Origin of the sequence: Amycolatopsis sp. Poz14 (assembly GCF_006704225.1) — a bacterium.
Classification (GTDB): domain Bacteria; phylum Actinomycetota; class Actinomycetes; order Mycobacteriales; family Pseudonocardiaceae; genus Amycolatopsis; species Amycolatopsis nivea.
Genome location: NZ_JACLHD010000001.1, coordinates 7,014,267 through 7,038,457, shown reverse-complemented (window position 1 = coordinate 7,038,457; position 24,191 = coordinate 7,014,267). Strand labels below are relative to the sequence as shown.

Genomic DNA, 24,191 nt, shown 5'->3' with positions numbered 1-24,191 from the left:
TCGCAGCACGGGGAGAGTCAAGAAGAGGAGGTCGGCGGTGCCGACGGGAACGTGGGAGCGGCTGCCGGAGAAGCGGCGGGCGGCGGTGCTGGCGGCGGCCGAGGCGGAGTTCGCGGCGCGCGGGTTCAGCGGCGGCAGCCTCAACACGATCTGCCGCGAGGCCGGGGTGTCGAAGGGCAGCCTGTTCCAGTACTTCACCGACAAGGCCGACATGTACGTCCACCTCGCCGAGCTGGCGAGCGTGCGGATCCGCGCGGCCATGGAGGCCGAGATCGAGAAGCTCCCGTGGGACAAGGATTTCGCCGGCGCGCTCGACCGGCTGCTCGAGGCGTGGGTGCGGTATTTCTACGACCATCCGCTCGAGCGCGCGATGACCGCGGCGGCCAACCTCGAGCCCGATCCGGTCGCCCGCACGCCGGTGCGCGAGGCGGTCAACCGCCACTATCTGGCGGTGCTGCGGCAGCTGGTCGAGCGGGCGGTGGCGGCGGGGCAGCTCCGGGCGGACACCGACGTCGAGATCGTGTTGTCGTTGCTGCTGCTGGTCTTGCCGCATCTGGCGCTGGCCCCGCACGTCGAGGGGCTGGACCCGCTGCTCGGCCTCGTCGAAGGCGATTCCGCGCACGCGGCGGCGACCGCGCGCAGGCTGACCGGGGCGATGCTGAAGCCGTATCTCCGCTGAGCGATACCGGAAATGCGGTGTCCCCGCCGGAAATCCGGAGTGGTATAGACTGGCGCGGCCCACGTGATTACCGATCCGCCGCCCGCGCACCGACAGGGGTCGACCGATGACCAGCAAGCAGAACGCCACGCCGGCCGGGGAAAAAGGCGGCAATCGGCGGCTGGCGGAAAAGGTGTCCGAGCAGATCGAAAAAGACATCATCGACGGCGGCTGGCGCGTCGGATCGGTGCTGGGCTCGGAAACGGAGCTGATCGAGCGGTACGGGGTCAGCCGGGCCGTCTTCCGCGAGGCGGTGCGGCTGGTCGAGCACCAGCAGATGGCGGCGATGCGGCGCGGTCCCGGCGGCGGACTCGTGGTGACGGAACCGGATCCGGGCGTCGTGCGCAACGCGGCGCGGGTGTACCTGCGCCACGCCGAGGTGAGCAGGCAGCAGCTGATGGAGGCGCGGACCGCGCTCGAGGTCGCGGGCATCGCGCTGGCCGCGGAAAACCTCACGGAATCGGGAATCGTGCGGCTGAAAGAAGCGCTCGAATCCGAACGCGAACTCATCGAACAGGGATTCACCCGGGGACACGCGCGCAATCTGCACCGCGTTATCGCCGAACTCGCCGGAAATCCGGCGATCACATTGTTCGTGGAAGTCCTCGCGCAACTCGACCAGGACATCGTGCAGCGGGAATGGGACGCGGAATCCTCCGGCGGCGAACACCGCGACGCCGCCCGCGAATCGCACGAGGCGCACGAAGCGATCGTGGCGGCCCTCGTCGCCGGGGACGCGCCGCTGGGCCAGCACCGGATGCGCAGGCACCTGCAGGCCATCGCCGCGTTGCTGCGCCCCGAAGCCTGACCTGTCGCGCAGAGTACACTCTTTTCAGCTTGTCGGCGCGGTACCGAGCGACGCCGGACTCATTGATAACGCAAGTTCTGGTATCAGGTGCGGTAAAAGAGTATACTGTATTGATGCTGACCACGATGGGTTTTGAAACCGGAAGCTGTGTCCTGGTCACCGGCGCGGGCAGCGGGATCGGCCGCGCGGTCGCGCTCGGGGCAGCCGAGCTGGGGGTGGCCGTGGCCGCGTGGGATCTCGACCCGGCGGCGGTGTCCCGTCTCGCCGAGGAATCCGGCGGAGAAGTGCTGCCCGTCGAAGCCGACGCCGCCGACCCAGCCTCGGTGCAGGCAGCGCTCGACCGCACGCTGGCCTGGCGCACGCCGGGCATGCTGGTGAACAACGCCGGTCCGTCGAGCCAGCGGCCGAGGCCGTTCGCGGACGGGGTGGTCGGCGTGCTCGGGCTCGTCGAGCTGGTCACGACATCGTGGCTGGACCGGGTGCGGGAGCGGGCGGAAGCCGTCGTGAACGTCGCGTCCATCGCGGGCACGGTGATCGGCGGCGGCGTGAGCTGGTATTCCGCGGCGAAAGCGGGCGTGCTCGGCTACACCCGGTACCTCGCCGCCGAAGCGCCGTTCGGCGTGCGGGTGAACGCGATCGCGCCCGGCCTGGTGGAAACGCCGCGGATGAAGGAGTTCTTGCCCTCGGAGACGGGCAGGCGCATGGTGGGCCGCACGCCGCGCGGACGGGCCGTGCAGCCCGCCGAGGTCGCCGCGGCGGTGCTGTTCCTGGCTTCCCCGCTGGCCGCCGGGATCACCGGCGCGGTCGTCCCGGTGGACGCCGGGCTGTCCGTCACCGTCTGACCCCGTTCCCTCCGAACCCGAGGAAGTGTTCATGAGCTCCCGCAGCACCCCGCCCGACGCCGACCTCGTGCGCAGCCTCGGCCTGCCCGCGACCGGCTCCGTGTACGACCTGTCGACCGGTTGGTGGCGGCACATGCCGACGTTCGCGGGCAACCCGCAGCTGGAAGTCGTCACGTACAACTCCCCGCAGGGCCAGCGCGCCGAAGGCCGGTTCCCGTTCGACTCGCCCGGCACGAACGACGTCGAATTCGGCTACGTGTCCGAACTCGTCTCCGGCAGTCTGCATACCGGAACACACATCGACGCGCTGTGCCACGTCACGTGCGGCAGCGAGGACGAATGGCACGGCGGCACCTCGGCGAACAGCGCGCTCGGCGACTACGGCGCGCTGCGCGGCGACGCGTCCGAATTCGGGCCGATCATCGGCCGCGGGGTGCTGCTGGACATCCCGAAGGTGCTCGGACTCGACGTCCTGCCACCGCATTTCGCCGTCGGCGAGGACCATCTCCGGCAGGCGGCCGAAGCGGGCGGCGTCACGATCACCGGGTCGGACATCGTGCTCGTGCGGACCGGGCAGATGAAGTTCTGGCCGGACACCGCACGGATCGCCGAACGCAGCGGCGGCAGCGGCGTCGGCGTGGACGGGGCGGAGTGGCTGGTGTCGAAGGGCGTGCGGTACGTCGGCGCGGACACCATGTCGTTCGAGGTCCGGCCTTCGCCGGTGCCGGGGAATCCGCTGCCGGTGCACGTGCTTTTGCTGCAGCGGCACGGAGTGCACATCATGGAGTGGGTGAACTGCGAGGACCTGGCGGCGGACGGCGTCGTCACGTTCCTCTTCGTCGCGCTGCCGCTGACGCTGCGGGGCGGGACCGGTTCGCCGCTGCGCCCGATCGCTGTCGTGTGAAGGGAACCGGGATGGAATTCGCGAACGACGTGCCGCTCAGCCCGCTGAGTTTCCTGCGGCGCACCGTCGACCTCGACGGCGACGGGATCGGCGTGGTCACCGACGCCGGGGAACGGATGTCGTGGGCGCGGCTCGCGGACCGGGCGGAGCGGTTGGCCGGACGCCTCCGGGAACTGGGGCTCGGCGATGGCGACCGGGTCGCGGTGCTGGCGCCCAACGGCGTGCCGTTGCTGGAGGCGCATTACGGCGTGCCTGGAGCCGGATGTGCTTTGGTCGCACTGAATACGCGTCTCTCCAAGGACGAATACGCGCAGCTGCTGCGGCTTTCCGGCGCGAAGGTGCTCATCGTCGACCAGTCGCTGGTCGCCCAGGTTCCCGAGCGGACGCCGGAGCTGCGGGAAGTCCTGGTGATCGGGGACGGTTACGAGGATTGGCTGCGGACCGCGGATCCGGTGCCGTTGCGCCTGCCCAGCGACGAACGGCAGCCGCTGGCGATCAACTTCACCTCCGGCACCACGGCTGGTCCGAAAGGCGTGGTCTACACGCATCGCGGCGCGTACCTCAACGCGCTCGGCCAGGTCGTTTCCACTGGCCTGCAAGCAAGTTCGCGCTATCTGTGGACGCTGCCGATGTTCCACTGCAACGGCTGGTGCTTCACCTGGGCGGTCACCGCGGCGGGCGCGCGGCACGTCACGCTGCGGAAGGTGGACGCGCTGCGGGCGTTCGAGCTCATCGAGCAGGAAGGGGTGACGCATCTCAGCGGTGCTCCGGTCGTGCTCGACATGCTGGTACAGGCGAGCGGCGGCGCGCGGTTTGCCCAGCGGGTGCAGTTCGCGGTCGGGGGAGCGCCGCCGTCGCCTGCCGCGATCGCGGCGCTGGCGGGCATCGGGATCGAGGTGACGCATCTGTACGGGATGACCGAGACGTACGGGCCTTCGCTGATGTGCGTCCCGCGGCCGGAATGGCAGGACCTCGCACCGGCGGAGCGGGCGAAAATGATGGCGCGGCAAGGGGTTCGGACGCTCAATGTCGAGTCGGCGCGCGTGGTGACTCCGGAGTTCGACGACGTTCCCGCGGACGGGGAGACCCTGGGCGAGTTGGTGATCCGCTCGAACACGGTCATGGCGGAGTACCTCGACAATCCGGAAGCGACCGAAGCGGCATTCGCCGGCGGCTGGCTGCATACCGGCGACGTGGCGGTGCGGCATCCGGACGGGTATGTCGAGGTCCGGGACCGGCTCAAGGACGTGATCATCAGCGGCGGGGAGAACATCGCGTCCATTGAGGTCGAGAACGCGCTGCTGGACCACGAGGCGGTCGCCGAGGCGGCGGTGGTGGCGAAGCCGGATCCGAAATGGGGCGAGGTACCGGTCGCGTTCGTGCGGTTGCGTGACGGGGCTGAGGTGTCCGATGTGGACTTGATCGGCTGGTTGCGGGAGCGGTTGGCGGGTTTCAAGGTGCCGAGGGATATCCGGTTCGCGGAGTTGCCGAAGACGTCGACTGGGAAGATCCGCAAGGCGGAGTTGCGCAAAATGGCGGGGTAGCTCAGCGCTGTCCGAGAGCGTCGGCACGAGCCCGGCGGCGGTCCGGTTTGTTGTTCGCGGTCAGCGGCACCGCGGCGATCAACCGGACCGTCTTCGGGATCTTGTAGCCCGCCAGTTCCGCGCGGCAATACTCCCGCAGCGCGGCCGGTTCCACAGTCCGGCCCGCCACCGCGACGACGCTCGCCTCCACCCGTTCTCCCCAGTGCTCGTCCGGCATCCCGTACACGATCGCGTCGGCGACGTCCGGATGCCGGAGCACGACCTCCTCCACCTCGCGCGGATAGACGTTCTCCCCGCCGCTGATGATCATTTCCTTGCGGCGGCCCGCGATCGTCACCCAGCCGTCCTCGCTCCGCGACGCGAGGTCTCCGATGTGGACACCGTCCGCCTGGTATGTCATCGCTGTCTCGGAATCGAGGCCGTAGTAGCCGTGGGTCTGCCAGGGACACGACACGACCAGGTCCCCGACGACCCCCGGGGCGGCCTCGCGACCGTCGGCGTCCAGGATGCGCACGGTCGCGCCCGGCAGCGGCCTTCCGACCCCGGCGAACCGGCCTGCCAGCAGGTCGTCGTGGTCGAATCCCATCACCGACCCGAATTCGGTCGCGCCGAAACCGGCCCGGATGCGGGCGTTCGGGAAGTCGCGCAGCAGGTCCTGCACGAAATCGCCGGTGGACGGCGCGGAGCCGAACCGGATCGCGGTGACGTTCTCGCGCCGCGTCGTCGCGTACTCGGGGCGGGCGCGCAGGGCGGCGAACATCGTCGGCGCTCCCATGAGCCTGCTCGCGCCCTGGTCGATCGCGGCGAGCGCGGCCGCGGGGTCGAACCGCCGGTGGATCCAGACCTCGCCGCCGGCGAACAGCGGCGTCAGCAGGTTCGTGCCGAGCGTGATGTGGAAGAACGGCGAGAAGAACAACTCGACATCCGACGGGACCCGAGGATTGCCGTGTGCGCAGGTGTTCAGCCACAGCCACAGGCTGCGATGGGTGTGCACCGCGCCCTTGGGACTGCCGGTGGTGCCGCCGGTGCCGAAGATGATCGCGAACTCGTCCTCGTCCGGTGCGGTGCGGTCGCCGCCGGGGCGATACAGCGGGGCCAGGCGTTCGGCGATCGGCGCGGGCTGGTTCGCCGCGGGGAACTCGATGACCCGGTAGCCGGTCTCCCGGGCGAGCGGCGCGTACGTGGGGTCGGCCAGCAACATCGCGGGTTCGAGCGCGCTCAGGTACGCGCGAGCTTCCGGCGCGGTCAGCCGGATGTTCAGCGGCGCGGCCACCATCCCGGCCGCCAGCGCGCCGAGGATCGCGACGGTGTGCGGGACCGACGGTTCCATCGCGGTGACGATCCGGTCGCCCGGCACGGCCCCGGACTCGAGCAGCGCGGTCGCGGTCGCGTCCATGGCGGCGACCAGTTCGGCGAAGGTCAGCTCGCCGTGCTCGTCGGCCAGCGCTCGCCGGTGCGCGCCGTGCGGTTGTTCGCCGATCGTCCGCAGCCAGTTCGGCAGCGTCAGGTCGTTGCCCACGGTCGTTCCTCCTTCACGGCTCCGCCCGGAAGACCGGGGCGGGCTCCTCGTATCGTGCCTCGTCCAGTGCGCGCAACTCCGCCGCCCACCCCGGGTAGTCGGCCTCCAGCCGCGCGATCTCCTCCGGTGCCGGGGCGAGTCCGGCCGCGGCGAGCAGGGCCTCGACGACGGTCATCGGACCATCTCCCACGGCGTCTGGAGGTGCCAGCTCGTCCGTTGCTGGTACGCGTGGCCGGCGGCGAGCACCGTGGCCTCGGCGAACGGCCGCCCGGCGATCTGCAGGCCGAGCGGCAGCCCGTCGCCGGTGAACCCCATCGGGACGGACAGCGCGGGATTGCCCGCCGCGTTCCAGTAGGACGTGAGCGCGGTGTCGGCCATCCCGGACGTGCTGAGCCGCTCGATCTCGGGCGCGCCGCAGGTGGCGGTCGGCGTCACCACGAGATCGACCTCGGCGAACAGCTGGGCGAGCTGCCGCTGCCCGGCCCGCCGGACGCGCTGCAACCGCACGTAATCACCGGCGGAAACCAGCGCGCCTCTCGCGAGCGCCATCCGGGTGGCAGCGCCGTAATCCGGCCACCGGCGCTGGAGATTCGTTCGGTGCCAAGCGAAAGCCTCCGCCGCGAGACCGAACTTGGTCACCGTCTTCAGTTCCTGGTAGTAAGGCAGCTCGACCGGTCTCGTGCGCGCGCCCGCGTCACGGAGAACAGCCACCGCCTGCTCGAAAACCCGGTCTTCGGCGTGCGGCACCACCCCGATCCGCAACCCGGACAGCGACTCGCTCAACCCGCTGCGGTAATCCTCAACCGGTTGGTCCACAGAGGACGGATCGCCGGGATCGGGCCCGGCGAGCACGGTCAGCAGGAGCGCGCAGTCCTCGGCGCTGCGGGCGAGCGGTCCGACGTGGTCGAAACTGGGCGCGAGCGGGACACAGCCGTTCTTCGGCACCCGGCCGTACGTCGGTTTGAGCCCGGTGACCCCGCACAACGCGGCGGGGTACCGGATGCTGCCCGCGGTGTCGGTGCCGAGGCTGCCGAGGACCAAGCCCGCGGCGACCGCACTCGCGCTGCCGGAGCTGGAGCCGCCGGTGTAATGCGTGGGACGCCACGGATTGCGCGGCAGCGGGAACGGTTTCGTCCGGTCCGGCGCGCCGATTCCGAACTCCATCGTGGTCGTCTTCCCGGTGAGCACGGCGCCGGCCGCGCGCAGCCGGGCGACCGCCGGACCGTCGCCGCGGAAATCCCAAACGCGATCGAGGACCTGGCTCTGCGCGGTGGTCCCGCCCTCGTCGGTGGCGAGGAGATCCTTGACCGCCAAGGGAATCCCGTGCAGCGGCCCGCGGTCGACACCGGCCGCCAACTCGGCATCCGCCCGTTCCGCAGCGGCCAGCGCGGGTCCATCGAACCGCGAGAGGTAGATGCCCAGCGCGGCGTCGTGCTCGGCGGCGGCGGCGAACGCGGACTCGGCCAACGCCACCGCGGTGGTCCTCCCGGTGCGGAGGGCCACCGCGGCTTCGCTGATGCTCAGGACCATCGAGCGGCCGGTTCGGGGGAGGCGGCCTCGGGCGAGCCGGTGAGGTCGCTGCCGCGGGTCTCCGAGATCCGCCAGATCGCCACGATGGTGATCACCGCCCCGACGCCCGCGATGGCGCTCAGCGGCAGGCTCGACCCGCCGAACCCGGCGACCAGGCTGCTCGCGAGCAGCGGCGTGAACCCGGCTCCGAGCAGGCTCGCCAGCTGATATCCCAGCGAAACCCCGGTGTAGCGCACGCCGGTGCCGAACATCTCCGACAGCATCGGCGCGAGCGGCGCGTACATCAGGTTCTGCAGCACCTGCGCGCCCATCAGCCCGAGCGTCAGCAGCAGCACCGAGCCGCTGTTGACCAAGGCGTACAAGGGAATCGCGTAGAGAATCGTGCCGACGGCGCCGATCAGGCTCACCACCCGCCGCCCGACGCGGTCCGACCACGCGGAGAAGGTCGGGATGCAGATGATGCCGACGCCCGCGACGAACAGGAGCGCGCGAGCCACGTCGGACACGTCGTAGCCGAGGGTTTTGGCGTAGGCGATGCTGTGCGAGCTGACCAGCGCGGTGAGCGCGAACGGCCCGATGCCGGCCGCGCAGGCGAGGATCAGCGCACGCGGGCGGCGCAGCACCTGGAGGACCGGGACGGCGGGCTTCCGGTCGGCCGACTTGGCCGCCTGCTCGCGGAAGACCGGGCTTTCCGACACCCGCAGCCGCACGTACAGGCCGATGATCAGCAGCAGCGCGCTCATCAGGAACGGCAGCCGCCAGCCCCACGAGAACAGCGCGTCCTTCGGCAGCAGGCTGACCAGCGCGAACACGAGCGTGGCCAGGAACGAGCCCAGCGGCGACCCGAGTTGCATGATGCCCGCCCACAGGCCGCGCCGGCGCGCGCTCGCGTGCTCGACGACCATCAGCGCGGCCCCGCCCCATTCGCCGCCGACCGCGATGCCCTGCACTACGCGGAGGAAGACGAGCAGCAGCGGCGCGGCGATGCCGATCGTGCTGTAGGTCGGCAGCACGCCGATCAGGAAACTGGCCGCGCCCATCAGCGTCATGGTCACCATCAGCATCGACTTGCGGCCGAGCCGGTCGCCGAAGTGGCCGAAGACGAGCCCGCCGAGCGGACGCGCGACGTACCCGGCGGCGAGCGTGCCGAACGCGGCGATGGTGGACGTCGAGGAGTTCAGCGACGGGAAGAACAGCGGCCCGAACACGAGCGCGGCGATCGAGCTGTAGATGAGGAAGTCGTAGTACTCGATCACGGTGCCCAGCAGGCTGGACATCGTCACCTTGCGCAGTTCGGGGGACCCGGCGCTGCCGGGGGCGGGCGGCCGGGGTTCGGGCGAGACCATCGGGACCTCCGGGAATGGGGGCGGTGGGCGACCGAGTTGAGGATACTGATCAGCCGCCGGAGTGCAAGAGGTGCGCGGTCCGGATGCGATTCCGTTACCGGCACTGTTACCGGCGGTTTTGCGGAGCATCGAGGGTGTGCGGCCAAGCGGATGCTTGCGTAGCGAGGCTAATTGAGTATCCTTTATTCATCGAACGAGAGGAGTCGGCGACGTGCACCGACTGGACGAGTGCCGGCGCGGGCCGGAGGGACGCTGATGGAGTTCGCGTGGGATCAGGCCGACGTCGCGTTCCGGCGCGAGCTGGGGGACTTCCTCGACCGCGAGCTGGCCGGATGGGACCGGTCCGAGACCGGCCTCGGCAGCGCGGTCTACAGCGATTTTTCGCGCGGGTTCGTCGGCAAGCTCGCGGACAAGGGCTGGCTCACGCCGCACTGGCCGCGCGAGTACGGCGGCGGCGGGCAGGGCGCGTGGCAGCATTTCGTGCTCGGCGAGGAGATGTGGCGGCGCGGGGAGCCGCGCGGGCCGCAGTACATGAACGTCAACTGGGTCGGGCCGGCGATCATCAAGTACGGCACCGAGGACCAGCGGCGCAAGCTGCTGCCGCCGATCGCGCGCGGCGAGGTGTTCTGGTGCCAGGGCTTCTCCGAACCCGAGGCGGGCACGGACCTGGCCGCGCTGCGGACGAAGGCGGTCCGCGACGGCGACAGCTACGTCCTCAACGGACAGAAGATCTGGACGTCCTACGCCAATGTCGCCGACTACTGCTTCCTGCTCGCGCGCACCGGATCGGCCGCTGACGGACGCGACGGCATCTCGGTCTTCCTGCTGCCGCTGAACACCCCGGGGGCGCAGGTCCGGCGCATCCCGGGGTTCGTGGGCGATCATTCCTTCAACGAACTCTTCCTGACCGACGCCCGGATTCCGGCGGACTGCCTGCTGGGGGAGGAGAACAAGGGATGGGAGATCGTCCGGCGCACGCTCGCCTACGAACGCGTCGGCGCGCCCCGGTACGCGCGGGCGGCCCTGGTGCTGGACCGGCTGGCCGCCGAGGTCGGCGCGTCCGGGAGACTCGCCGACCCGGGGATCCAGGAGCAGTTCGGCCGCGCGCGGGCAGCGTGCGAGGCGGCGCGCGTGCTGGTGTACCGGGTGATCGACGAGCGGGCGAAAGCGAAGGAACCCTCGCCGATGGCGTATCAGGCGCGGGCCGCGATGGTGCAGGCCGAACGCGCGGTGGGCGACCTCGCGCTGGACGTGCTGGGCAGCGAAGCGCTCGTCGAGGGAGCATTGGGCGACGCGCAGTTCCGCAACTCGCTCGGCGCGGGCATCGCGGCGGGCAGCTACGAGGTGCAGCTCAACCTGATCAGCCGTCTCATCCTCGAACTGCCGAAGGACTAGCCGTGGATTTCGAACCGACCTCGACCCAGCGCGCGGTGCTCGACGCGCTGGGCACCCTGCTGGCCCGGCACGCCGGACCGGAACGCAGCCGGGAGCTGGCCGCTCGCGGCGCGTACGACGGGAACCTCGAAGAAGCGTTGCGGCGCGACGGTTTTCTCGACCTGTTCGCCGCGGAGGAAGCCGGTCCGCTCGACGCGGCCTTGGCGGTGGAGGCGATCGCCGCCGAACTCGGCGCGGTCAGCGCGGTGCCGCACCTGCTGGTGCTGCCCGCGCTCGGGCTCGACCGGCCAGCCGGACCGGTAGTGCTCGCGACAGGCGACCCAGGCCCGGTGCGCTACGGCGGCGAGGCGACGCGGATGCTTCGCGTCGACAGCGACCGCTGTTTCGCCGCTGACCTCGATTCCGGTGCGGCTGAACGGGTTCCGTCGGCTTATGGGTATCCGCTCGCCCGCGTAGTCGTTGCGGGTCAGGAGGAATTGGCTGCCGGAAGCGCCGCGACGATGGTGAACTGGTGGCGGGTCGGCGCGTCCGCGGAGGCAGTGGGCATGATGCGGCGGGCCGTCGACATCGCGGTCGGCTACGCCAAGGACCGCAAGGTGTTCCGCCGCTCGCTGGGCTCGTTCCAGGCGCTGCAGCACCGGCTGGCCGAGGTGAACGTGGCCGTGGAGGGCGCGCGCTGGCTGGTCTACGAGGCCGCGTTCGCCGGTGCGCCCGCCGAAGCCGCCGCGGTCGCCGCGACGCACACGATGTCCGCGCTCGGCCGCGTGACCAGGGAAACCCACCAGATCATGGGCGCGATCGGGCTGACCGAGGAACACGACCTGCACCTGTGGACGCTGCGGTTGCAAGCCGTGCGCGCGGAATTGGGCAGCTGGCGGACGCCGAGCCGGGCCGTCGCCGAGGCGCGCTGGGCGGCGGTATGAGCGTCGCATTGATGCCCACCGAGGAGCAAAGGACACTGGCCGAGGTGGTCCGGAGTTTCTGCCGGACGCACTGTCCGGACGAGGTGTGGCGCTCCGGTGCGTTCCCGGCGGAGTTCTGGCGAGGGCTGGCCTCGCTCGGGGTGCTCTCGCTGGCGGTGCCGGGCGAAGGCGGGGGAGCAGGTGACATCGCGGCTGCCTGCACGGAGCTGGGCCGGGCAGCCGCGCCCGGGCCGTTGGCCGCGACGGTGTTCGCGGCTCAGGTGCTTCCGCCTGCGCTGGCTGCCCAGGTTGCGGACGGGAGTTGCGTGGCCTCGGTCGGCGCGCCGCCCTTGCTGCCGTGGGCTCCGGTGGCGGACGTTTTCGTCGAAACGGACGGCTCTCGCGCGTGGCTGGCTGAGGCGGATTCCGTTGAACCGGTGGAGGTGCTGGGCGGAGAGCAGTGGGGCCGGGTCGTGTTGACCCGGGTTGAGCCGGTGGAACGCGTCGAGGCGGCGACGGCCCTTTCGGACATCGCTTCGGCAGCCTATCTGGGCGGCGCGGGACGGCGGTTGCTCGACCTCGCTGTCGAGCACGCCCGGAACCGAGTCCAATTCGGACGTCCAATCGGGACATTCCAGGCGGTCGCGCATCCGCTCGTCAATGCCGGACTTTCGCTTACCGCGGCGGAAAAACTCACCACGATGGCCGCGCTCGCGCTCGACGACGGGCATCCCGACGGGACCGCGCTGGCTTCCGCTGCACGATCATCGGGAGGACGGGCTGCGGTCGAGGCGGCGGAAGTCGCGCACCAGACGTTCGGCGCGATCGGGTACTCCGTGGAGGGACCGATCGGGCCGCTTTCGCAGCGGATCAGGCACCAGGCCGCGCGGCCGGGGTGCGCGGACAACGTAGCGGCGATGTATCGCCGGAAAGGCCAGGAACGATGAGCGACGCGCCCGAGGTGCTGTTCGAAAAGCGCGACCACGTCGCCTGTCTCACGCTCAACCGCCCGCACCGGGGCAACTCGCTGACCGGGACGATGATGCCGGTGATCCGCGAGATGTGGGCCGAGGTCCGCGACGACCCGTGGATCCGCGCGGCGATCGTGATCGGGGCGGGCGAACGGCATTTCTGCACCGGGGCCGACGTGCACGCGGTCGCCGGGCGCGGCGGGATGAGCACCGGGAACGGGCCGCTGAGCGACGAGGTGTTCTGGTCGCCGCGGCAGAACCGGGTGTGGAAACCGGTGATCAGCGCGGTCAACGGGCTGGTCGCCGGAGCCGGGCTGCACTTCGTGGTCGACGCGGACATCGTGCTCGCCGCCGATCACGCGGCCTTCATGGACACGCACGTGAACGTCGGCCTCGTCGGCGCGATGGAGAACATCGGGCTGGCGAAACGGCTTCCGCTCGGGTCGGCGCTGCGGATGACGCTGATGGGCAAGGACTACCGGATGCCCGCCCAGCGCGCGTACCAGCTCGGGCTCGTCGACGAACTGTCCACTTCGGACGACCTGATGGCCGATGCGGAGAAGATGGCGCAGCAGATCGCGCGGCATTCGCCGGCGGCGGTGCAATTGTCGAAGCAGGCGGTCTGGAACTCGCTGGAGATGGGGTACGGGCAGGCGTGCGAGTACGGCTGGTCGCTGCTGCGCATGCACTGGGCGCACCCCGACGCGAAGGAGGGCCCGCGCGCGTTCGCCGAGGGCCGCGAGCCGCGATGGACGACCGGCGCCGACGGGGAGCAGTGAGATGGATTTCGGCTTCACCCCGGAGGAAGAGGCGTTTCGCGCGGAGGTCCTCGAATTCCTGTGGGAATACCGCGATACCAACGGCTACTTCCACCGCGGCAAGGACACCGCCGATGGCGTCCGCCGGGTCTACCGCGCGCTGGGCGACCGCGGCTGGCTGTCGCTGTCCTGGCCGACCGAGTTCGGCGGCGGCGGCCGTTCGCCTGCCTACGAGTTCATCCTCTGGGACGAGATGGCCTACGCGCGGGTGGCGCGCCCGCCGATGGGTCCCGGTTTGGTGGCCAAAGCCCTGATGACGCACGGCACCGACGCGCAACGCGAACGCTACCTCGCCGACCTGCGACGCGGCCGTCTCAACTTCTGCCTGGGCTACTCGGAACCCGACGCTGGCTCGGACCTCGCCGCCGTGCGCACCAAAGCTCGCCGCTCGGGTGACCATTACGTGGTTGACGGCGCGAAATGCTGGACGTCGAACGCCCACTGGTCGGACTGCATCTGGCTGCTGTGCCGGACCGGCGCGGCGGACAGCCGGTCGCGGGGGCTGAGCGTGCTGATTGTCCCGCTGGACAGCCCCGGGATCACCGTGTCGCCGATCCCAACCCTAGACGGCGGCCGCCTGAACGAGGTCCGCTTCGACGGTGTCCGAGTCCCGGCCTGCGATCGGGTCGGTGCGGAAAACGAAGGCTGGCAGGTCGTGGCTTCGGCGCTCGCGGTGGAGCGGCATGTGCAGTTCCCGCCCAAGCGCTTGCGCCGGGATCTGCACGACCTGATGGCCGCACTGGACTCAGCCGGTGTCTCCGACGATCCGGTGGTGCGGCGGCGGGTAGGGGAGTTGTCGGTCCGCCTCGCGGAGGTCGACGCGCTCGCACTGGCCCTGCTGGGCGAGGTGATCCGAGGCGAACCAGCCGCGGTCCCGGCGGCGTACCACAAACTGGCGGGCACGGTGCTGGCCCAGGAGATCGCCCGCGCAGGAATCGAGCTAGGCGGGGTGGAAGCGGTGGTCACGGGGACGGATACGGAGTTCCTTTGGCGGCAGTCGGTTTTGGAGACCATCGGCGGCGGGACGACGGAGGTGATGCGGGGGTTGATCGGGAGGCAGGAGTTCGGGTTGCCCGCTTGAGGGGGCTCGGCGCGGGGTTGGCGTGTAGTTCGCGGTGGCTGCCGGGCGGGCGGGTTTATGCATGAGTCGGGCGCTCGTGGGCGGGCGGGTTATGCATGAGTCGGACGTTCGTGGGCGGGTCGGCGTTTATGCGTGGGTTGGGTGCGCGTGAGCGTGGCGGGGTCTATGCAGGGATCGGACGACTGCGCGCGGCGGCTGTTATGCATGATGGGGCGACTGCGGGGCGGGGCGTCGGTTATGCATGGGCCGGGCACTGCGGTGCGGGGCATGCGCGCGGGCCGGGCGACCGTGAGCCGCGTGGGGTTTATGCATGACTCGGATGCTCTCGCGAGCAGCGCCAGGTTTATGCATGAATCGAACAACCGCCAGCCGAGCAGCGATTATCCATCACCTGACCACCACTGACCGCCCGCTCGCCGCCCCCGCCGCAAGAGAGACTCAGCTCAACACCCGCACCCCGCGCAGGTAAGCCGTCACCCGGATCCGCAGTCCCCGCAGATCACGCAGTGCCAGCGGCAGGTGATAAGCCGGTCGGTACCCCACCGAAACCCCCGGCTCTCCGCAAGGTCCGGCGAAGTACACGAAACCGTCGTCGTGGTCGCGGCGGGCGGGGGACCACGGCTGGTCCTGCCAGGCGCGCGCTGCGGCGTGGCTGGCGGTCCAGTAGTTCGGGGCCTTCATCGTCTCGGCGATCGCGGCGGCGAAACCGGCGGCGTCGGCGTCGCTGACTCCCAGTCCGCGGCCTGGCCACAGGCGCGGCAGCACCCGGTCGGCGGTGTGGTCTTCGAGCCACGGCGCGCAGGCGAAGATCGCGTGGGCGCCGTCGACCGAGACTGACCAGCGTTGCATGGCCGCCGTGGGCGGGATTTCGTACATGCGACCACCTGCCGGGAAGAGACGCTTTCGCGCAGCATAAATGAACGTTATCCCGGTGCGCCGAGCACGGCGGAGATCCGGTCGGCGACGCTGCGGGCGAACCGGCCGGCCGCGGGCAGGCGTTCGCCGAGGCGCGATTTCGGGGCGGACACGTTGACTGCCGCGACGATGTCGCCCCGGAAGCCGTACACCGGGGCGGACACGCCGACCAACCCCGGTTCGAACTCCTCGTCCACGGTTTCGTAGCCGCGTTCCCGGATCCTCGCGAGCTTCCGGGACAGCTGGTCGAGCGTGAGCGGCGGCGGTTCCTCGGCGGTGCCGGGGAGGTCGGGGAGCGGGTGCGTGGCGGAGGCGCCGAAGGTCCGCCACCAGTGTCCGAGGGTTTCCTCGTCCCATTCGCTCAATAACACCCGTCCGGGTGAGGTCGTGAACGGGTCGACGCCGACGCCCTCCCAGCCGAGTCCGCGAAAAGCGTGGGACGCGAGTTCGCTCCGGAGGGTGAACACCTGCCCGGCGCGCAGGACGCACAGATGCGTCGTTTCGTTGAGCCGCGCCACGATCGTGCGCAGAAACGGCGCGGCGAGGTGCGCGAGATGCGTTTCGGTGGAGTGCGTGGCCAAGGCGAACAGCCGCCAGCCCGGCCGGTACGCGCGGGTGTGCTCGTCGCGCGACACGAGGCCGGCGTCGGCGAGCGTCGCGAGGGCGCGCGAGACCTGGGCTTTGTCCCGTCCGGACAGTTCGGCGACACGGGACACCCCGAGCCCGTCGCGCGCTTCCGGCAGTGCGAGGACTTCGAGCAGGTCGACGTCGCGGACCAGACCCGAACCGTAGGTGCGCTGGTTCGCCATGTTGAGGACTGTGCAACAACGATTGGGCGAGCGTCAATCCGCGGTTACCGTCCGATGCGTGAAGATCGCCGACATACAGCTGCTGCCCGGGACGCTGCCGCTCGATCCGCCGTTCGACGCCGCGTGGGATCCGGTGCCGCGCACGCGCTTTGACGCGACGGTGGTCAAGGTCGTGACCGACGAGGGCGTGGTCGGCTACGGCTCCGGCGACACGATGGCGGGCTTCGAGCCGTACGCGGAGCTGTTCCTCGGTCAGAATCCGATGGCGATCAGCCGCCACGTGCGTGCGCTGGAGACGATCGCGTTCCACGCCGGGCGCTACTGGCCGCTGGAGATCGCGCTGTGGGACGTCATCGGGAAGGTCCTCGGCGTTCCGGTCGCGACGCTGTTCGGCGGCGCGGCGGACGCGATCCCGGCGTACGCGTCGACCGGGCGGATCCTGCCTGCCGACGAGCGGGCCGAGATGATGACCGGGGTGCGCGACAGCGGGTTCCCGGCGGCGAAGATCCGGCTGGCCGCGGACGATTTCGCGGGCGGGATCCGCACCATGCGGGCGGTCCGGGAGGCGGTCGGACCGGAGATGACGCTGATGGCCGACCTGAACCAGGCGTGGCGGATGCCCGGCGACGTGCGGCCTTCGCCCGACCCGGCGGCGGTCCGGCGCTTCGCCGCGGCGCTGCGCGAAGTGGACGTCTTCTGGCTCGAGGAACCGCTGCCGCTGGACGACCGGCCCGGCCTGCGCGCGGTGCGGGACGCCGGGGTCCGCGTCGCCGGGGGAGAAATGGTCCGGACCTTCAACGAGCTGCTGGACCTGGTCGAAGCCGACACCCTCGACGTCTACCAGCCGGACGTCGCGCTCGCCGCCGGAATGCTGCGCGCCCGCACGCTCGCCGAGGTGGTGCTGGCGCGCAACCGGCTCTTCACGCCGCACACCTGGTCCAACGGCCTCGGCCTGGTCGCGAACCTGCACGTGACCGCGGGCGTCGGCGGGGGACCGTACCTCGAATTCCCTTACGACCCGCCGGTGTGGACGCCGGAACGCCGCGACTTCCTGCTTTCCGCCCCGCTGGACATCGACGCGGACGGACTGCTGCACGTGCCGTCCGCGCCCGGGCTGGGCGTCGCGATCGACGAAAACCGGTTCGGGAGGTAGGCATGCCGGAGATCTCAGCCATCGAAATCGGTCCGTATCCGGCTGCCACGTTCGCCGCTGGTGCCGTTGACCAGCTGCCGCGATTGATCCGGGCGATCGGCGCGCGGAAGATCGTGCTGGTCAGTGATCGCGGGCTCGTTGCGACTCCGTTGCCCGAGCAGGCAGCCCAGTTGGTATGTCAAGACGGGCTCGCGGTCGAGATTTTCTCCGAGGTGCACCCGAATCCCACCACCGACGACGTCGACGCGGGCGGCGCTTTCGTGCGCGCGGCCGAGGCGCAGGCGGTGGTCTCGCTGGGCGGCGGGTCCGCTTTGGACGCGGCGAAGGCGATCGCGCTGGCCGCCGTCAACGACCGTCCGGCCGCCGAACTCACTTGGAGCACCGAAGTTTCGGCGGACCTGGTGCCCGCGTTGCCGATCGTGGCGATCCCGACCACGTCCGGCACCGGTTCGGAGTGCAACGACCTCGGCGTCATCACCGATCCCCGGCAGCAGCGCAAGTGCTACCTCGGCGGCCCGGCTTGCCTTGCCCGGTACGCACTTCTCGACCCGGCGCTCACCCTGAGCCTGCCGCCGCGCGCGACCGCGGCTGCTGGGATCGACTGCCTGACCCATGCCGTGGAGTCCTTTCTCTCCGCCCGGCCCAACCCGTGGGCGGATGGTCTGGACCTGCAAGCCGTCCGTTTGGTCGCGGAGAACCTGCGCCGCGCGGTCTCCGTCGGCGGAGATCTGGCGGCGCGGGCGAACCTGATGCTCGCGGCGCACACGGCGGGCCAGGCGATGCGGACGACCGGACTCGGCGTGGTGCACGGCATCGGGCACTCGCTCGGCGGCCGATTCGACCTGCCGCACGGCCAGGCGCTCGCCTTGGTGCTCGCCGAATGCCTGCGGTTCAACCGCGCGGTGCGGGAAGACCGGCTGGCGCGTTTGGCGGAACCGCTGGGCGTCGCCGATGCCCGGAAATCGGTCGGGCACAACGCGGACGCGGCGATCGCGGCGGTCGAACGCCTGGTCGCCGAGGTCGAACTGGCCGGCCGGCTGCGCGAATTCGGCATCGGCGAAGGAGATCTGCCGGACCTGGTGGCCGACACCCTGGCGGACGGGGTGCTGGCGAACACCCCGCGGGAGGCCTCGGCGGCGGACGTGACCGGGATTCTGCGCGCGACCTGGTAGTCCGCCGCGGGAAACCGGCGATGTCGGACATAACTCGCGAATACCGTTGTGCGGCAACGGCGAACCGAGCAAGATCCCGGCCTGGCACCGAATGGTGCACAAGGTAACAATTTTATGTCCGCTTATTCTGCGCGCACCGCCGCGGGAGGAGAGTGGAAGCGGACCGCCGACCCGGCAGGAGGCCGCGCCATGGACACAGCCGGAACGACCGAACAGCCGTCCCCAGCGGTCGTCGCGGGCGACGACAAGCGGCTGAAGAAGCACTTCGGCCCGATCGGGCTGCTGTTCACCGCGGTGGGGTCGATCATCGGGTCCGGATGGCTCTTCGGCGCGCTCAACGCCGCGCAGCTCGCGGGGCCCGCGGCGATCGTGTCGTGGGGGATCGGCGCGGTCATGTTCGTGCTGATCGGGATGACGTACGCCGAATTGGGCACCATGTTCCCGCATTCGGGCGGCGTCGCGCGGTTCCCGCACTATTCGTTCGGTTCCTTCGCGAGCTTTTCCATGGGCTGGGTGACGTGGATCGCGGCGGCCGCGGTGTCGCCGATCGAGGTGCTCGCGGTCGTCCAGTACGCCACGAATTACCTGCCCTGGCTGGAAACGCTCGACGCCGACCGCAACGCTGTGCTCACCCCGGCGGGCACCGGGATCTCGATCCTGCTGCTGGCTTTCTTCGTGCTGGTGAATTTCTTCGGCGTGCGCTGGTTCGCCCGGATCAACAATGTGCTCGTGTGGTGGAAACTCGCGGTCATCGCGCTGGTGATCGTCGTTTTCCTGGTGACCGCGTTCCATCCCGGGCATTTCACGGACTACGGCGGATTCGCCCCGTACGGGACGCACGGAATCTTCTCCGCGGTCGCGAGCGCGGGCATCGCGTTCTCGTTTTTCGGCTTCCGGCAAGGCGTCGAACTGGCGGGGGAGACGGCGAACCCGAAACGCAACGTGCCGCTCACGCTCATCGGTTCGGTCGTGCTCACCGGAATCCTGTACGTGCTGCTGCAGATCGCGTTCATCGGCGCGGCCCCGTCCGACGCGATCGGCAAACAGGGCTGGGAACACGTCGGCTCGAACTTCACCGCGGGCAGCGACGTCCTGGCCACGTTCGGCCCGCTCGCCGCGATCTCGAGCGTGCTCGGCATCGGCTGGCTGGCCACCCTGCTGTACGCCGACGCGATCATCTCGCCCGGCGACACCGGCCTGATCTACACCGGCGTCACCGCGCGCATCTCGTATGCCATGGGGCGCAACGGAAACGCGCCGTCCGGACTCGCGAAGGTGAACTCCACCGGCGTGCCGTGGGTCAGCCTGATCCTGGCGTTCGTCATCGGCTGCTTCTTCTTCCTGCCCTTCCCCGGGTGGAACAAACTGGTTTCGTTCGTCACGAACAGCACTGTGCTGTCGTTCGGGTCGGGTCCGCTGGTGCTGCTGGCGATGCGCAGCCAGCTGCCGAGCCGCGAGCGCCCGTTCCGCCTCGGCCGCGGCTTCACGTGGGCGGTCGCGTTCCTGGCGCTGTTCTCCACCAACCTGATCATCTACTGGACCGGGTGGGACACGAACTGGAAACTGTTCGTGGTGATCGCCTTCGGTTACCTTCTGCTCGCGCTGAACCAGGCCTTCGCGAAGAAGTCGCCGAAACTGGACTTCCGCCACGGCTGGTGGGTGCTGGTGTGGTTCGCCGGGCTCGCAGTGATCAGCTACCTGGGCACGTATCCGGAGGCCTCGAAGCATGCCGGGAACCTGGGAGTCCTGGACTTTTCGCTGGGTGCGGTGGCGTCGCTGGTGCTGACCGCGGTGGTGATGGCGTTGGCGCTGCGGAGCGCGCTGCCTGGGGAGCGGGTGACGGAGATTCTGGCTGAACGCCGGGAGGCGGACGAAAGCCCTGCGTGAGGTGCGGGGATAATCCTGGCGGTGGCCACGCTGCGTTTCGCATTCCATCCGCCCGGCGAAACGGGCGGTCCGGTCGCGGTGCCGTACGTCGACGACGTCGCGCTCACCGACCTGCTCGACCGGTTCGAGCTGGCCGCCGGGATGTCCCCGGCCGGGGACGCCTACGGCGGCCTGGACCCGCGCTCGTTGAGCGGCACGATGACCGGGCATTTCCACGGTCTCGAGTTCGGCGAGGGCAAAACCCCGGTGCTGGGCTGTGCGTGCGGGCACTGGGGCTGCTGGCCGCTGCTGGCGCGCATCACCGTGACCGGTGACGAGGTCGTCTGGGACGCGTTCGAGCAGCCGCACCGCGCGAAACGGGACTACCGCGGGTTCGGGCCGTTCCGGTTCGCTCGCGCCCAGTACGACGCTGCCGTGCTCCGGCTGGAGTCTGCCTGACCGTCCTGGTCGAGAGGTCTTGCCAGTTAGTCTGCGCGCAGATAGTCTCTGCGCATACTAACTGGGAGGGCTTATGTGGACCACTGACTACAGCGCGGAGACGTCGGCGAGCCCGGAGGCGGTGTGGGCCGCGCTGCGGGCGTTGCACAGCGGGACGTCGTTGAGCGAGCGCAGTGACCGGTTCGAGTTGCACGGGCCGTTCGAGAAGGGGACCGAGCTGTCGGTCACGCCGCAGGGGCAGGACACGTTCCGTTCGCGCATCACGGAATTGACCGAAAACGAGGTCTACGAAGACGAAACCCGCTTCGGCGACGTGGTGCTGCGGTTCCGGCACACGCTCGCCCCGCTCTCCGGCGGCGGGACGCGCGTGACGCATCGGCTGGAGATCGAAGGCTCGGCGGGGCCGGAGCTGGGACCGCAGATCAGCGAGGACTTTCCGGTCGCCATGAGCGATCTCCTCGGCTACGCGGAGCGGTCCGCGCGATGACGCGGTTCGCGGGGCCGGGGGACAGCCCGGGTTTTCTGCTGTGGCACGTGACTTTGGCGTGGCAGCGACGGATCCGGCAGACGCTCGAACCGCTGGGTCTCACGCACGTGCAGTTCGTGCTGCTCGCGTGCTGCTGGTGGCTGGAAACGCACGGAACGCCGCCGCGGCAGCAGGAACTGGCCGCGCAGGCGGGGACCGATGTGAAGATGACGTCCCAGGTGATCGCCCGGCTGGAGGCGGCCGGGCTGGTGACCCGGACGGTCGACTCCGGTGACACCCGCGCGAAACTGGTGCGGCTGACCGGGAAGGGCCGCGATCTGGCCGGTCGCGCGGTGACCGCGGTGGAGCAGGTGGACACGGAGATGTTCGGGACGGACGCCGGGCCGTTGCTGCGGACGCTGCGGTCGGTGCTCGACTCGGAGTGATCGCCGCGGCCGGGGTCGCTGCGTCCGGGAGTGGTCTGAGTTGCAGGCGGTCGCGGGGGCGGGTTTGCGCGGCCGCGGGGTGGATTGGCGGTGGGGCGGAGGTCTCTGGGCGGGTCCGCGCGGAGGCGGAGTGGCGCGGCGGAGGTCTTGGGGCGGGGTTCGTCGCGCGGGATCCGTTGCGTTGTTGCGCCGAGGCACCGGTTTCGCCGGACGGCCCACGCGGCGGCTGGTCGGTTCGGGCGCGGCGGGGGTTGGTTCGGCGGATTGGTGTTGGCGGCGGGGAGCCGTTGATGCTTGCGGCCCGGAGGGGCTGGCGTTGGTTCGGCGGGCGCTTTCGCGACCGGCGCGCGGGTCCCGGGCGATCCGGTGGCTGACGAGGTGCAGCGGCGGCCCGGGGCGCGGGTCAGTCGAGGCAACCGGTTTCGGCGGTGGTTTTCAGGTCGCTCAGCCAGGTCTCGAGGCCCATGTCGGACGTCGGGTCGGCTTGGGGGCCCGAGTGGCTTTCTTCGGTGCGGACGAGGACGCCGTCGCGGGTCGGGCGGAAGGTCCAGACGTGGACGCCGTCGATGTGGTAGCCGGTGGCGTCTGCCGGGCCGGTCCAGCGGAGGCAGTTGCCGCGCTGGAGTTGGCGGACGGTGGAGTTGATGACCACTGTGCTCGGCGGAACCGAGGGCACCTGGACGGTCGCTTGGAATCGTGAGTGTTTGCGCAGTGGGCCGGGATCCAGGCGGCGCACGGTCATCGGCGCGGCGGGTTTCTGCCAGGACGTCCAGGCTTCCACGTCGGTGTGGAGGTCCCAGATCCGGTGCAGCGGGGCGTGGACGAGGATTTCGGCGCGGTGGCGGGCTTTCGCGGCGGGGTCGACACCGTGGCCCTGGCAGGTTAGCGCGGCCGGGCCGGGAACGGCGGCTTGGGCGGGGGCTGGGGCGAGAACGGCGGCCAGCGGGACGGCGAGCAAGGCTGTGCGGCGAAGGGGGCGCGAGGTTTTCGGGTGGGTGCTGCGCATGGGGCTGCTCCGTGAAGTTAATGGGCTTAACGACAGTGAAAGCCTATAGCGCAGCGTTGGTGAAGGTCAATAGGAAAGGTGAAGGGGTTTAACTGCGGCGTGAGGGGCAGTTCGGCGTCAGGTGCGGAGGAAGACGTCCTCCAGGGCGAAGGTTGGCTGGAGCTGCACGCGCATCCGGCCGAGGCAGTCTTCGGCCTGGTATTCGACCGCGATGACGGGGCCGGGTTGGTGGATCGTCAGCACGGTCGCTTGTTCGCGGAAGACGTCGACGACGACGTCCGGCCCCTGGCGATACCGGAGGCGGACGCTCCGCTCGGCTGGGTCCCAGCTGAGGTGGAGTTCCCCGGTCTCGGATACGGGGATCTTGAGTTCCCGCACGTAGCTGTCGCCCGACGCGTCTTCCCATTGCGGGAGGGCGTCGAAAACGGAGAGCCATACCTCGTCGTCGGCGATTGCGAACTCCACGCGGGGCAACCTACCGCCAAAACAACACGACCCTCACGGGTTCGCGCAAAGCGTCCGCCGCACTGCGGCCCGGAGCCAGCGGTGTGCTCCGTCGGCGGACTGTCGCGGATGCCAAGCCATACCGATCTCCAATGGCGGCAACGGAACCGGGATGTCGAGAAGCCGCAGGCCGAGCGCGGTCGCGTCGGCGGTGAGCGGCGAGGGCGGTTCGCCGGGGAGCGACGCGGGGATCAGGCACACCACATCGCTGCGGGCGGCAACCGCCATCGCGGCCAGGTGGCTCGGCAGGACGATCGCGACCCGACGGTGGAGGTTGTGTTCGGCCAGCGCCGCGTCGAGGGGGCCGGTGAACCGGCCGCGGCGGCTGACGGCGACGTGGTCGGCCGCGGCGAGCCGGGCCGGGGTCAACGGTTCCGAAGCCAGGGGGTGATCGGGGCGGACGGCGGCGACCATGCGCAAAGTGAGCAGCTTTTCGACCTGCGTCTCGGGATCGACGTGGTCGATGGAGCCGACCTCCAGGTCGAGGCGGCCGTCTCGGAGGGCTGAACCGGCTTCCAGTTCTTCGGCCCGGACGCGGAGGGAGATACCGGGGGCTTCCTCGCGGGTGAGTCGCAGGAGCCCGACAGCCAGGGCGGCGCCGACCAGGTCCGCGGTTTGGATCGTGAAGGTGGACCGCAGCGTCGCGGGATCCACGACGGCGCCTGGGCTGAGCAGCGCGTTCAGGCTTTGCACCACGGCGGCGGCTTCGTCGCGCAGGGACTGGGCGCGCGGCGTGGGGACCATGGCTTGCCCGGCCCGGACCAGCAACGGGTCTTGCAGGATGCGGCGCAACCGGGCGAGCGTGCGGCTCATCGCGGCCGGCGACGTGTGCAGGCGCGCGGCGGCGCGGGTGACGCTCTGCTCGGTCAGCAGGGCGTCCAAAGCGACCGCGAGGTTGGCGTCGATGGCCGGATTCAGGCTGTTCACCAGGGTAATTCCATTTCAGGCAAGGATTGCGTGCCGAAGTTCCCATTGTGGCATCGCGGCGGCGCTCAGCAGGATCGAGGGCGTACCCCA

The 24,191-nt window shown here is 70.2% G+C and carries 25 protein-coding genes; 16 read left to right on the top strand and 9 right to left on the bottom strand.

Annotated elements, in window-relative coordinates; all coding sequences use genetic code 11:
* Positions 1-37: 37 nt before the first annotated feature.
* From FKO37_RS32720 to FKO37_RS32700, 5 genes are all read left to right on the top strand, one after another.
* Complete coding sequence (locus FKO37_RS32720) at positions 38-679, top strand: TetR/AcrR family transcriptional regulator (RefSeq protein WP_238607026.1); 642 nt, start codon at positions 38-40, stop codon at positions 677-679.
* A 106-nt stretch (positions 680-785) separates the two neighbouring features.
* Positions 786-1,526, top strand: a complete 741-nt coding sequence (locus tag FKO37_RS32715; RefSeq protein ID WP_037813335.1) for a FadR/GntR family transcriptional regulator — start codon at positions 786-788, stop codon at positions 1,524-1,526.
* Between the two features lie 113 nt (positions 1,527-1,639).
* Positions 1,640-2,368, top strand: coding sequence for an SDR family NAD(P)-dependent oxidoreductase (locus FKO37_RS32710; RefSeq protein WP_051728977.1), 729 nt, complete (start codon positions 1,640-1,642; stop codon positions 2,366-2,368).
* A 31-nt stretch (positions 2,369-2,399) separates the two neighbouring features.
* Positions 2,400-3,272 carry a cyclase family protein gene (locus FKO37_RS32705; RefSeq protein WP_167754459.1) on the top strand — a complete coding sequence of 291 codons (873 nt, stop codon included), beginning with the start codon at positions 2,400-2,402 and terminating at the stop codon, positions 3,270-3,272.
* Positions 3,273-3,283: 11 nt separating this feature from the next.
* Complete coding sequence (locus tag FKO37_RS32700) at positions 3,284-4,816, top strand: AMP-binding protein (RefSeq protein ID WP_238607025.1); 1,533 nt, start codon at positions 3,284-3,286, stop codon at positions 4,814-4,816.
* A 1-nt stretch (position 4,817) separates the two neighbouring features.
* On the opposite strand, the gene FKO37_RS32695 is transcribed toward FKO37_RS32700, so the two are convergent.
* The 4 genes from FKO37_RS32695 to FKO37_RS32680 are packed head-to-tail and all read right to left on the bottom strand — an operon-like array spanning position 4,818 to position 9,211.
* Positions 4,818-6,335, bottom strand: a complete 1,518-nt coding sequence (locus FKO37_RS32695; protein ID WP_238607024.1) for a class I adenylate-forming enzyme family protein — start codon at positions 6,333-6,335, stop codon at positions 4,818-4,820.
* A gap of 13 nt (positions 6,336-6,348) precedes the next feature.
* On the bottom strand, positions 6,349-6,510 hold the full coding sequence (locus FKO37_RS32690; protein ID WP_238607023.1) for a hypothetical protein: 162 nt from the start codon (positions 6,508-6,510) through the stop codon (positions 6,349-6,351).
* Positions 6,507-7,865: an amidase gene (locus FKO37_RS32685; protein ID WP_238607022.1), complete on the bottom strand. Its 1,359-nt coding sequence runs from the start codon at positions 7,863-7,865 to the stop codon at positions 6,507-6,509. Before FKO37_RS32685 ends, FKO37_RS32690 begins: the two co-directional genes overlap by 4 nt.
* The gene (locus tag FKO37_RS32680; RefSeq protein WP_037813325.1) at positions 7,856-9,211 is read right to left on the bottom strand and encodes an MFS transporter; all 1,356 of its coding nucleotides are present in this window, start codon (positions 9,209-9,211) and stop codon (positions 7,856-7,858) included. The genes FKO37_RS32685 and FKO37_RS32680 overlap by 10 nt, the downstream gene beginning before the upstream one ends.
* Positions 9,212-9,466: 255 nt before the next feature.
* Between FKO37_RS32680 and FKO37_RS32675 the strand changes: the two genes are divergently transcribed.
* Genes FKO37_RS32675 through FKO37_RS32655 form a run of 5 tightly spaced genes read left to right on the top strand, consistent with a single transcriptional unit; the run spans position 9,467 to position 14,378 of the window.
* Positions 9,467-10,606 carry an acyl-CoA dehydrogenase family protein gene (locus FKO37_RS32675; RefSeq protein ID WP_037813324.1) on the top strand — a complete coding sequence of 380 codons (1,140 nt, stop codon included), beginning with the start codon at positions 9,467-9,469 and terminating at the stop codon, positions 10,604-10,606.
* 2 nt (positions 10,607-10,608) lie between these two features.
* Positions 10,609-11,529, top strand: a complete 921-nt coding sequence (locus FKO37_RS32670) for an acyl-CoA dehydrogenase family protein (RefSeq protein WP_037813323.1) — start codon at positions 10,609-10,611, stop codon at positions 11,527-11,529.
* Between the two features lie 11 nt (positions 11,530-11,540).
* On the top strand, positions 11,541-12,455 hold the full coding sequence (locus FKO37_RS32665) for an acyl-CoA dehydrogenase family protein (protein WP_238607021.1): 915 nt from the start codon (positions 11,541-11,543) through the stop codon (positions 12,453-12,455).
* On the top strand, positions 12,452-13,258 hold the full coding sequence (locus tag FKO37_RS32660; protein ID WP_134662400.1) for an enoyl-CoA hydratase/isomerase family protein: 807 nt from the start codon (positions 12,452-12,454) through the stop codon (positions 13,256-13,258). The genes FKO37_RS32665 and FKO37_RS32660 overlap by 4 nt, the downstream gene beginning before the upstream one ends.
* A gap of 1 nt (position 13,259) precedes the next feature.
* Positions 13,260-14,378: an acyl-CoA dehydrogenase family protein gene (locus FKO37_RS32655; RefSeq protein WP_238607020.1), complete on the top strand. Its 1,119-nt coding sequence runs from the start codon at positions 13,260-13,262 to the stop codon at positions 14,376-14,378.
* Between the two features lie 438 nt (positions 14,379-14,816).
* On the opposite strand, the gene FKO37_RS32650 is transcribed toward FKO37_RS32655, so the two are convergent.
* Both FKO37_RS32650 and FKO37_RS32645 read right to left on the bottom strand, forming a co-directional pair.
* Positions 14,817-15,254 carry a hypothetical protein gene (locus FKO37_RS32650; protein WP_238607019.1) on the bottom strand — a complete coding sequence of 146 codons (438 nt, stop codon included), beginning with the start codon at positions 15,252-15,254 and terminating at the stop codon, positions 14,817-14,819.
* A 47-nt stretch (positions 15,255-15,301) separates the two neighbouring features.
* On the bottom strand, positions 15,302-16,102 hold the full coding sequence (locus tag FKO37_RS32645) for an IclR family transcriptional regulator (RefSeq protein WP_238607018.1): 801 nt from the start codon (positions 16,100-16,102) through the stop codon (positions 15,302-15,304).
* 58 nt (positions 16,103-16,160) lie between these two features.
* Here FKO37_RS32645 and FKO37_RS32640 point away from each other — a divergent pair, with 58 nt between their 5' ends.
* From FKO37_RS32640 to FKO37_RS32615, 6 genes are all read left to right on the top strand, one after another.
* Positions 16,161-17,255, top strand: coding sequence for a mandelate racemase/muconate lactonizing enzyme family protein (locus FKO37_RS32640; RefSeq protein ID WP_037813315.1), 1,095 nt, complete (start codon positions 16,161-16,163; stop codon positions 17,253-17,255).
* A 2-nt stretch (positions 17,256-17,257) separates the two neighbouring features.
* A complete protein-coding gene (locus tag FKO37_RS32635; RefSeq protein WP_238607017.1) occupies positions 17,258-18,427 on the top strand; it encodes an iron-containing alcohol dehydrogenase family protein in 1,170 nt (389 codons plus the stop codon).
* 189 nt (positions 18,428-18,616) lie between these two features.
* The gene (locus FKO37_RS32630; protein ID WP_037813314.1) at positions 18,617-20,314 is read left to right on the top strand and encodes an APC family permease; all 1,698 of its coding nucleotides are present in this window, start codon (positions 18,617-18,619) and stop codon (positions 20,312-20,314) included.
* Positions 20,315-20,335: 21 nt separating this feature from the next.
* A complete protein-coding gene (locus tag FKO37_RS32625; protein ID WP_238607016.1) occupies positions 20,336-20,752 on the top strand; it encodes a hypothetical protein in 417 nt (138 codons plus the stop codon).
* A 73-nt stretch (positions 20,753-20,825) separates the two neighbouring features.
* A complete protein-coding gene (locus FKO37_RS32620; RefSeq protein WP_238607015.1) occupies positions 20,826-21,239 on the top strand; it encodes an SRPBCC family protein in 414 nt (137 codons plus the stop codon).
* Entirely contained in the window at positions 21,236-21,664 is a 429-nt protein-coding gene (locus FKO37_RS32615; RefSeq protein WP_238607014.1) for a MarR family winged helix-turn-helix transcriptional regulator, read from the top strand. Before FKO37_RS32620 ends, FKO37_RS32615 begins: the two co-directional genes overlap by 4 nt.
* Before the next feature lie 403 nt (positions 21,665-22,067).
* Here FKO37_RS32615 and FKO37_RS32610 read toward each other — a convergent pair whose 3' ends face one another.
* From FKO37_RS32610 to FKO37_RS32600, 3 genes are all read right to left on the bottom strand, one after another.
* A complete protein-coding gene (locus tag FKO37_RS32610; RefSeq protein WP_238607013.1) occupies positions 22,068-22,670 on the bottom strand; it encodes an SRPBCC family protein in 603 nt (200 codons plus the stop codon).
* Between the two features lie 117 nt (positions 22,671-22,787).
* A complete protein-coding gene (locus FKO37_RS32605; protein ID WP_238607012.1) occupies positions 22,788-23,135 on the bottom strand; it encodes a hypothetical protein in 348 nt (115 codons plus the stop codon).
* Between the two features lie 33 nt (positions 23,136-23,168).
* Positions 23,169-24,101, bottom strand: a complete 933-nt coding sequence (locus FKO37_RS32600) for a LysR family transcriptional regulator (protein WP_238607011.1) — start codon at positions 24,099-24,101, stop codon at positions 23,169-23,171.
* Positions 24,102-24,191 lie beyond the last annotated feature (90 nt).

Bases quoted from the DNA above. Each gene is read 5' to 3' on its own strand.
- FKO37_RS32680 (WP_037813325.1), bottom strand. From the start codon at position 9,211: ATGGTCTCGCCCGAACCCCGGCCGCCCGCCCCCGGCAGCGCCGGGTCC.
- FKO37_RS32705 (WP_167754459.1), top strand. From the start codon at position 2,400: ATGAGCTCCCGCAGCACCCCGCCCGACGCCGACCTCGTGCGCAGCCTC.
- FKO37_RS32610 (WP_238607013.1), bottom strand. From the start codon at position 22,670: ATGCGCAGCACCCACCCGAAAACCTCGCGCCCCCTTCGCCGCACAGCC.
- FKO37_RS32665 (WP_238607021.1), top strand. From the start codon at position 11,541: ATGCCCACCGAGGAGCAAAGGACACTGGCCGAGGTGGTCCGGAGTTTC.
- FKO37_RS32715 (WP_037813335.1), top strand. From the start codon at position 786: ATGACCAGCAAGCAGAACGCCACGCCGGCCGGGGAAAAAGGCGGCAAT.
- FKO37_RS32615 (WP_238607014.1), top strand. From the start codon at position 21,236: ATGACGCGGTTCGCGGGGCCGGGGGACAGCCCGGGTTTTCTGCTGTGG.
- FKO37_RS32690 (WP_238607023.1), bottom strand. From the start codon at position 6,510: ATGACCGTCGTCGAGGCCCTGCTCGCCGCGGCCGGACTCGCCCCGGCA.
- FKO37_RS32620 (WP_238607015.1), top strand. From the start codon at position 20,826: ATGTGGACCACTGACTACAGCGCGGAGACGTCGGCGAGCCCGGAGGCG.
- FKO37_RS32700 (WP_238607025.1), top strand. From the start codon at position 3,284: ATGGAATTCGCGAACGACGTGCCGCTCAGCCCGCTGAGTTTCCTGCGG.
- FKO37_RS32635 (WP_238607017.1), top strand. From the start codon at position 17,258: ATGCCGGAGATCTCAGCCATCGAAATCGGTCCGTATCCGGCTGCCACG.
- FKO37_RS32710 (WP_051728977.1), top strand. From the start codon at position 1,640: ATGCTGACCACGATGGGTTTTGAAACCGGAAGCTGTGTCCTGGTCACC.
- FKO37_RS32645 (WP_238607018.1), bottom strand. From the start codon at position 16,102: ATGGCGAACCAGCGCACCTACGGTTCGGGTCTGGTCCGCGACGTCGAC.
- FKO37_RS32655 (WP_238607020.1), top strand. From the start codon at position 13,260: ATGGATTTCGGCTTCACCCCGGAGGAAGAGGCGTTTCGCGCGGAGGTC.
- FKO37_RS32675 (WP_037813324.1), top strand. From the start codon at position 9,467: ATGGAGTTCGCGTGGGATCAGGCCGACGTCGCGTTCCGGCGCGAGCTG.
- FKO37_RS32630 (WP_037813314.1), top strand. From the start codon at position 18,617: ATGGACACAGCCGGAACGACCGAACAGCCGTCCCCAGCGGTCGTCGCG.
- FKO37_RS32685 (WP_238607022.1), bottom strand. From the start codon at position 7,865: ATGGTCCTGAGCATCAGCGAAGCCGCGGTGGCCCTCCGCACCGGGAGG.
- FKO37_RS32660 (WP_134662400.1), top strand. From the start codon at position 12,452: ATGAGCGACGCGCCCGAGGTGCTGTTCGAAAAGCGCGACCACGTCGCC.
- FKO37_RS32650 (WP_238607019.1), bottom strand. From the start codon at position 15,254: ATGTACGAAATCCCGCCCACGGCGGCCATGCAACGCTGGTCAGTCTCG.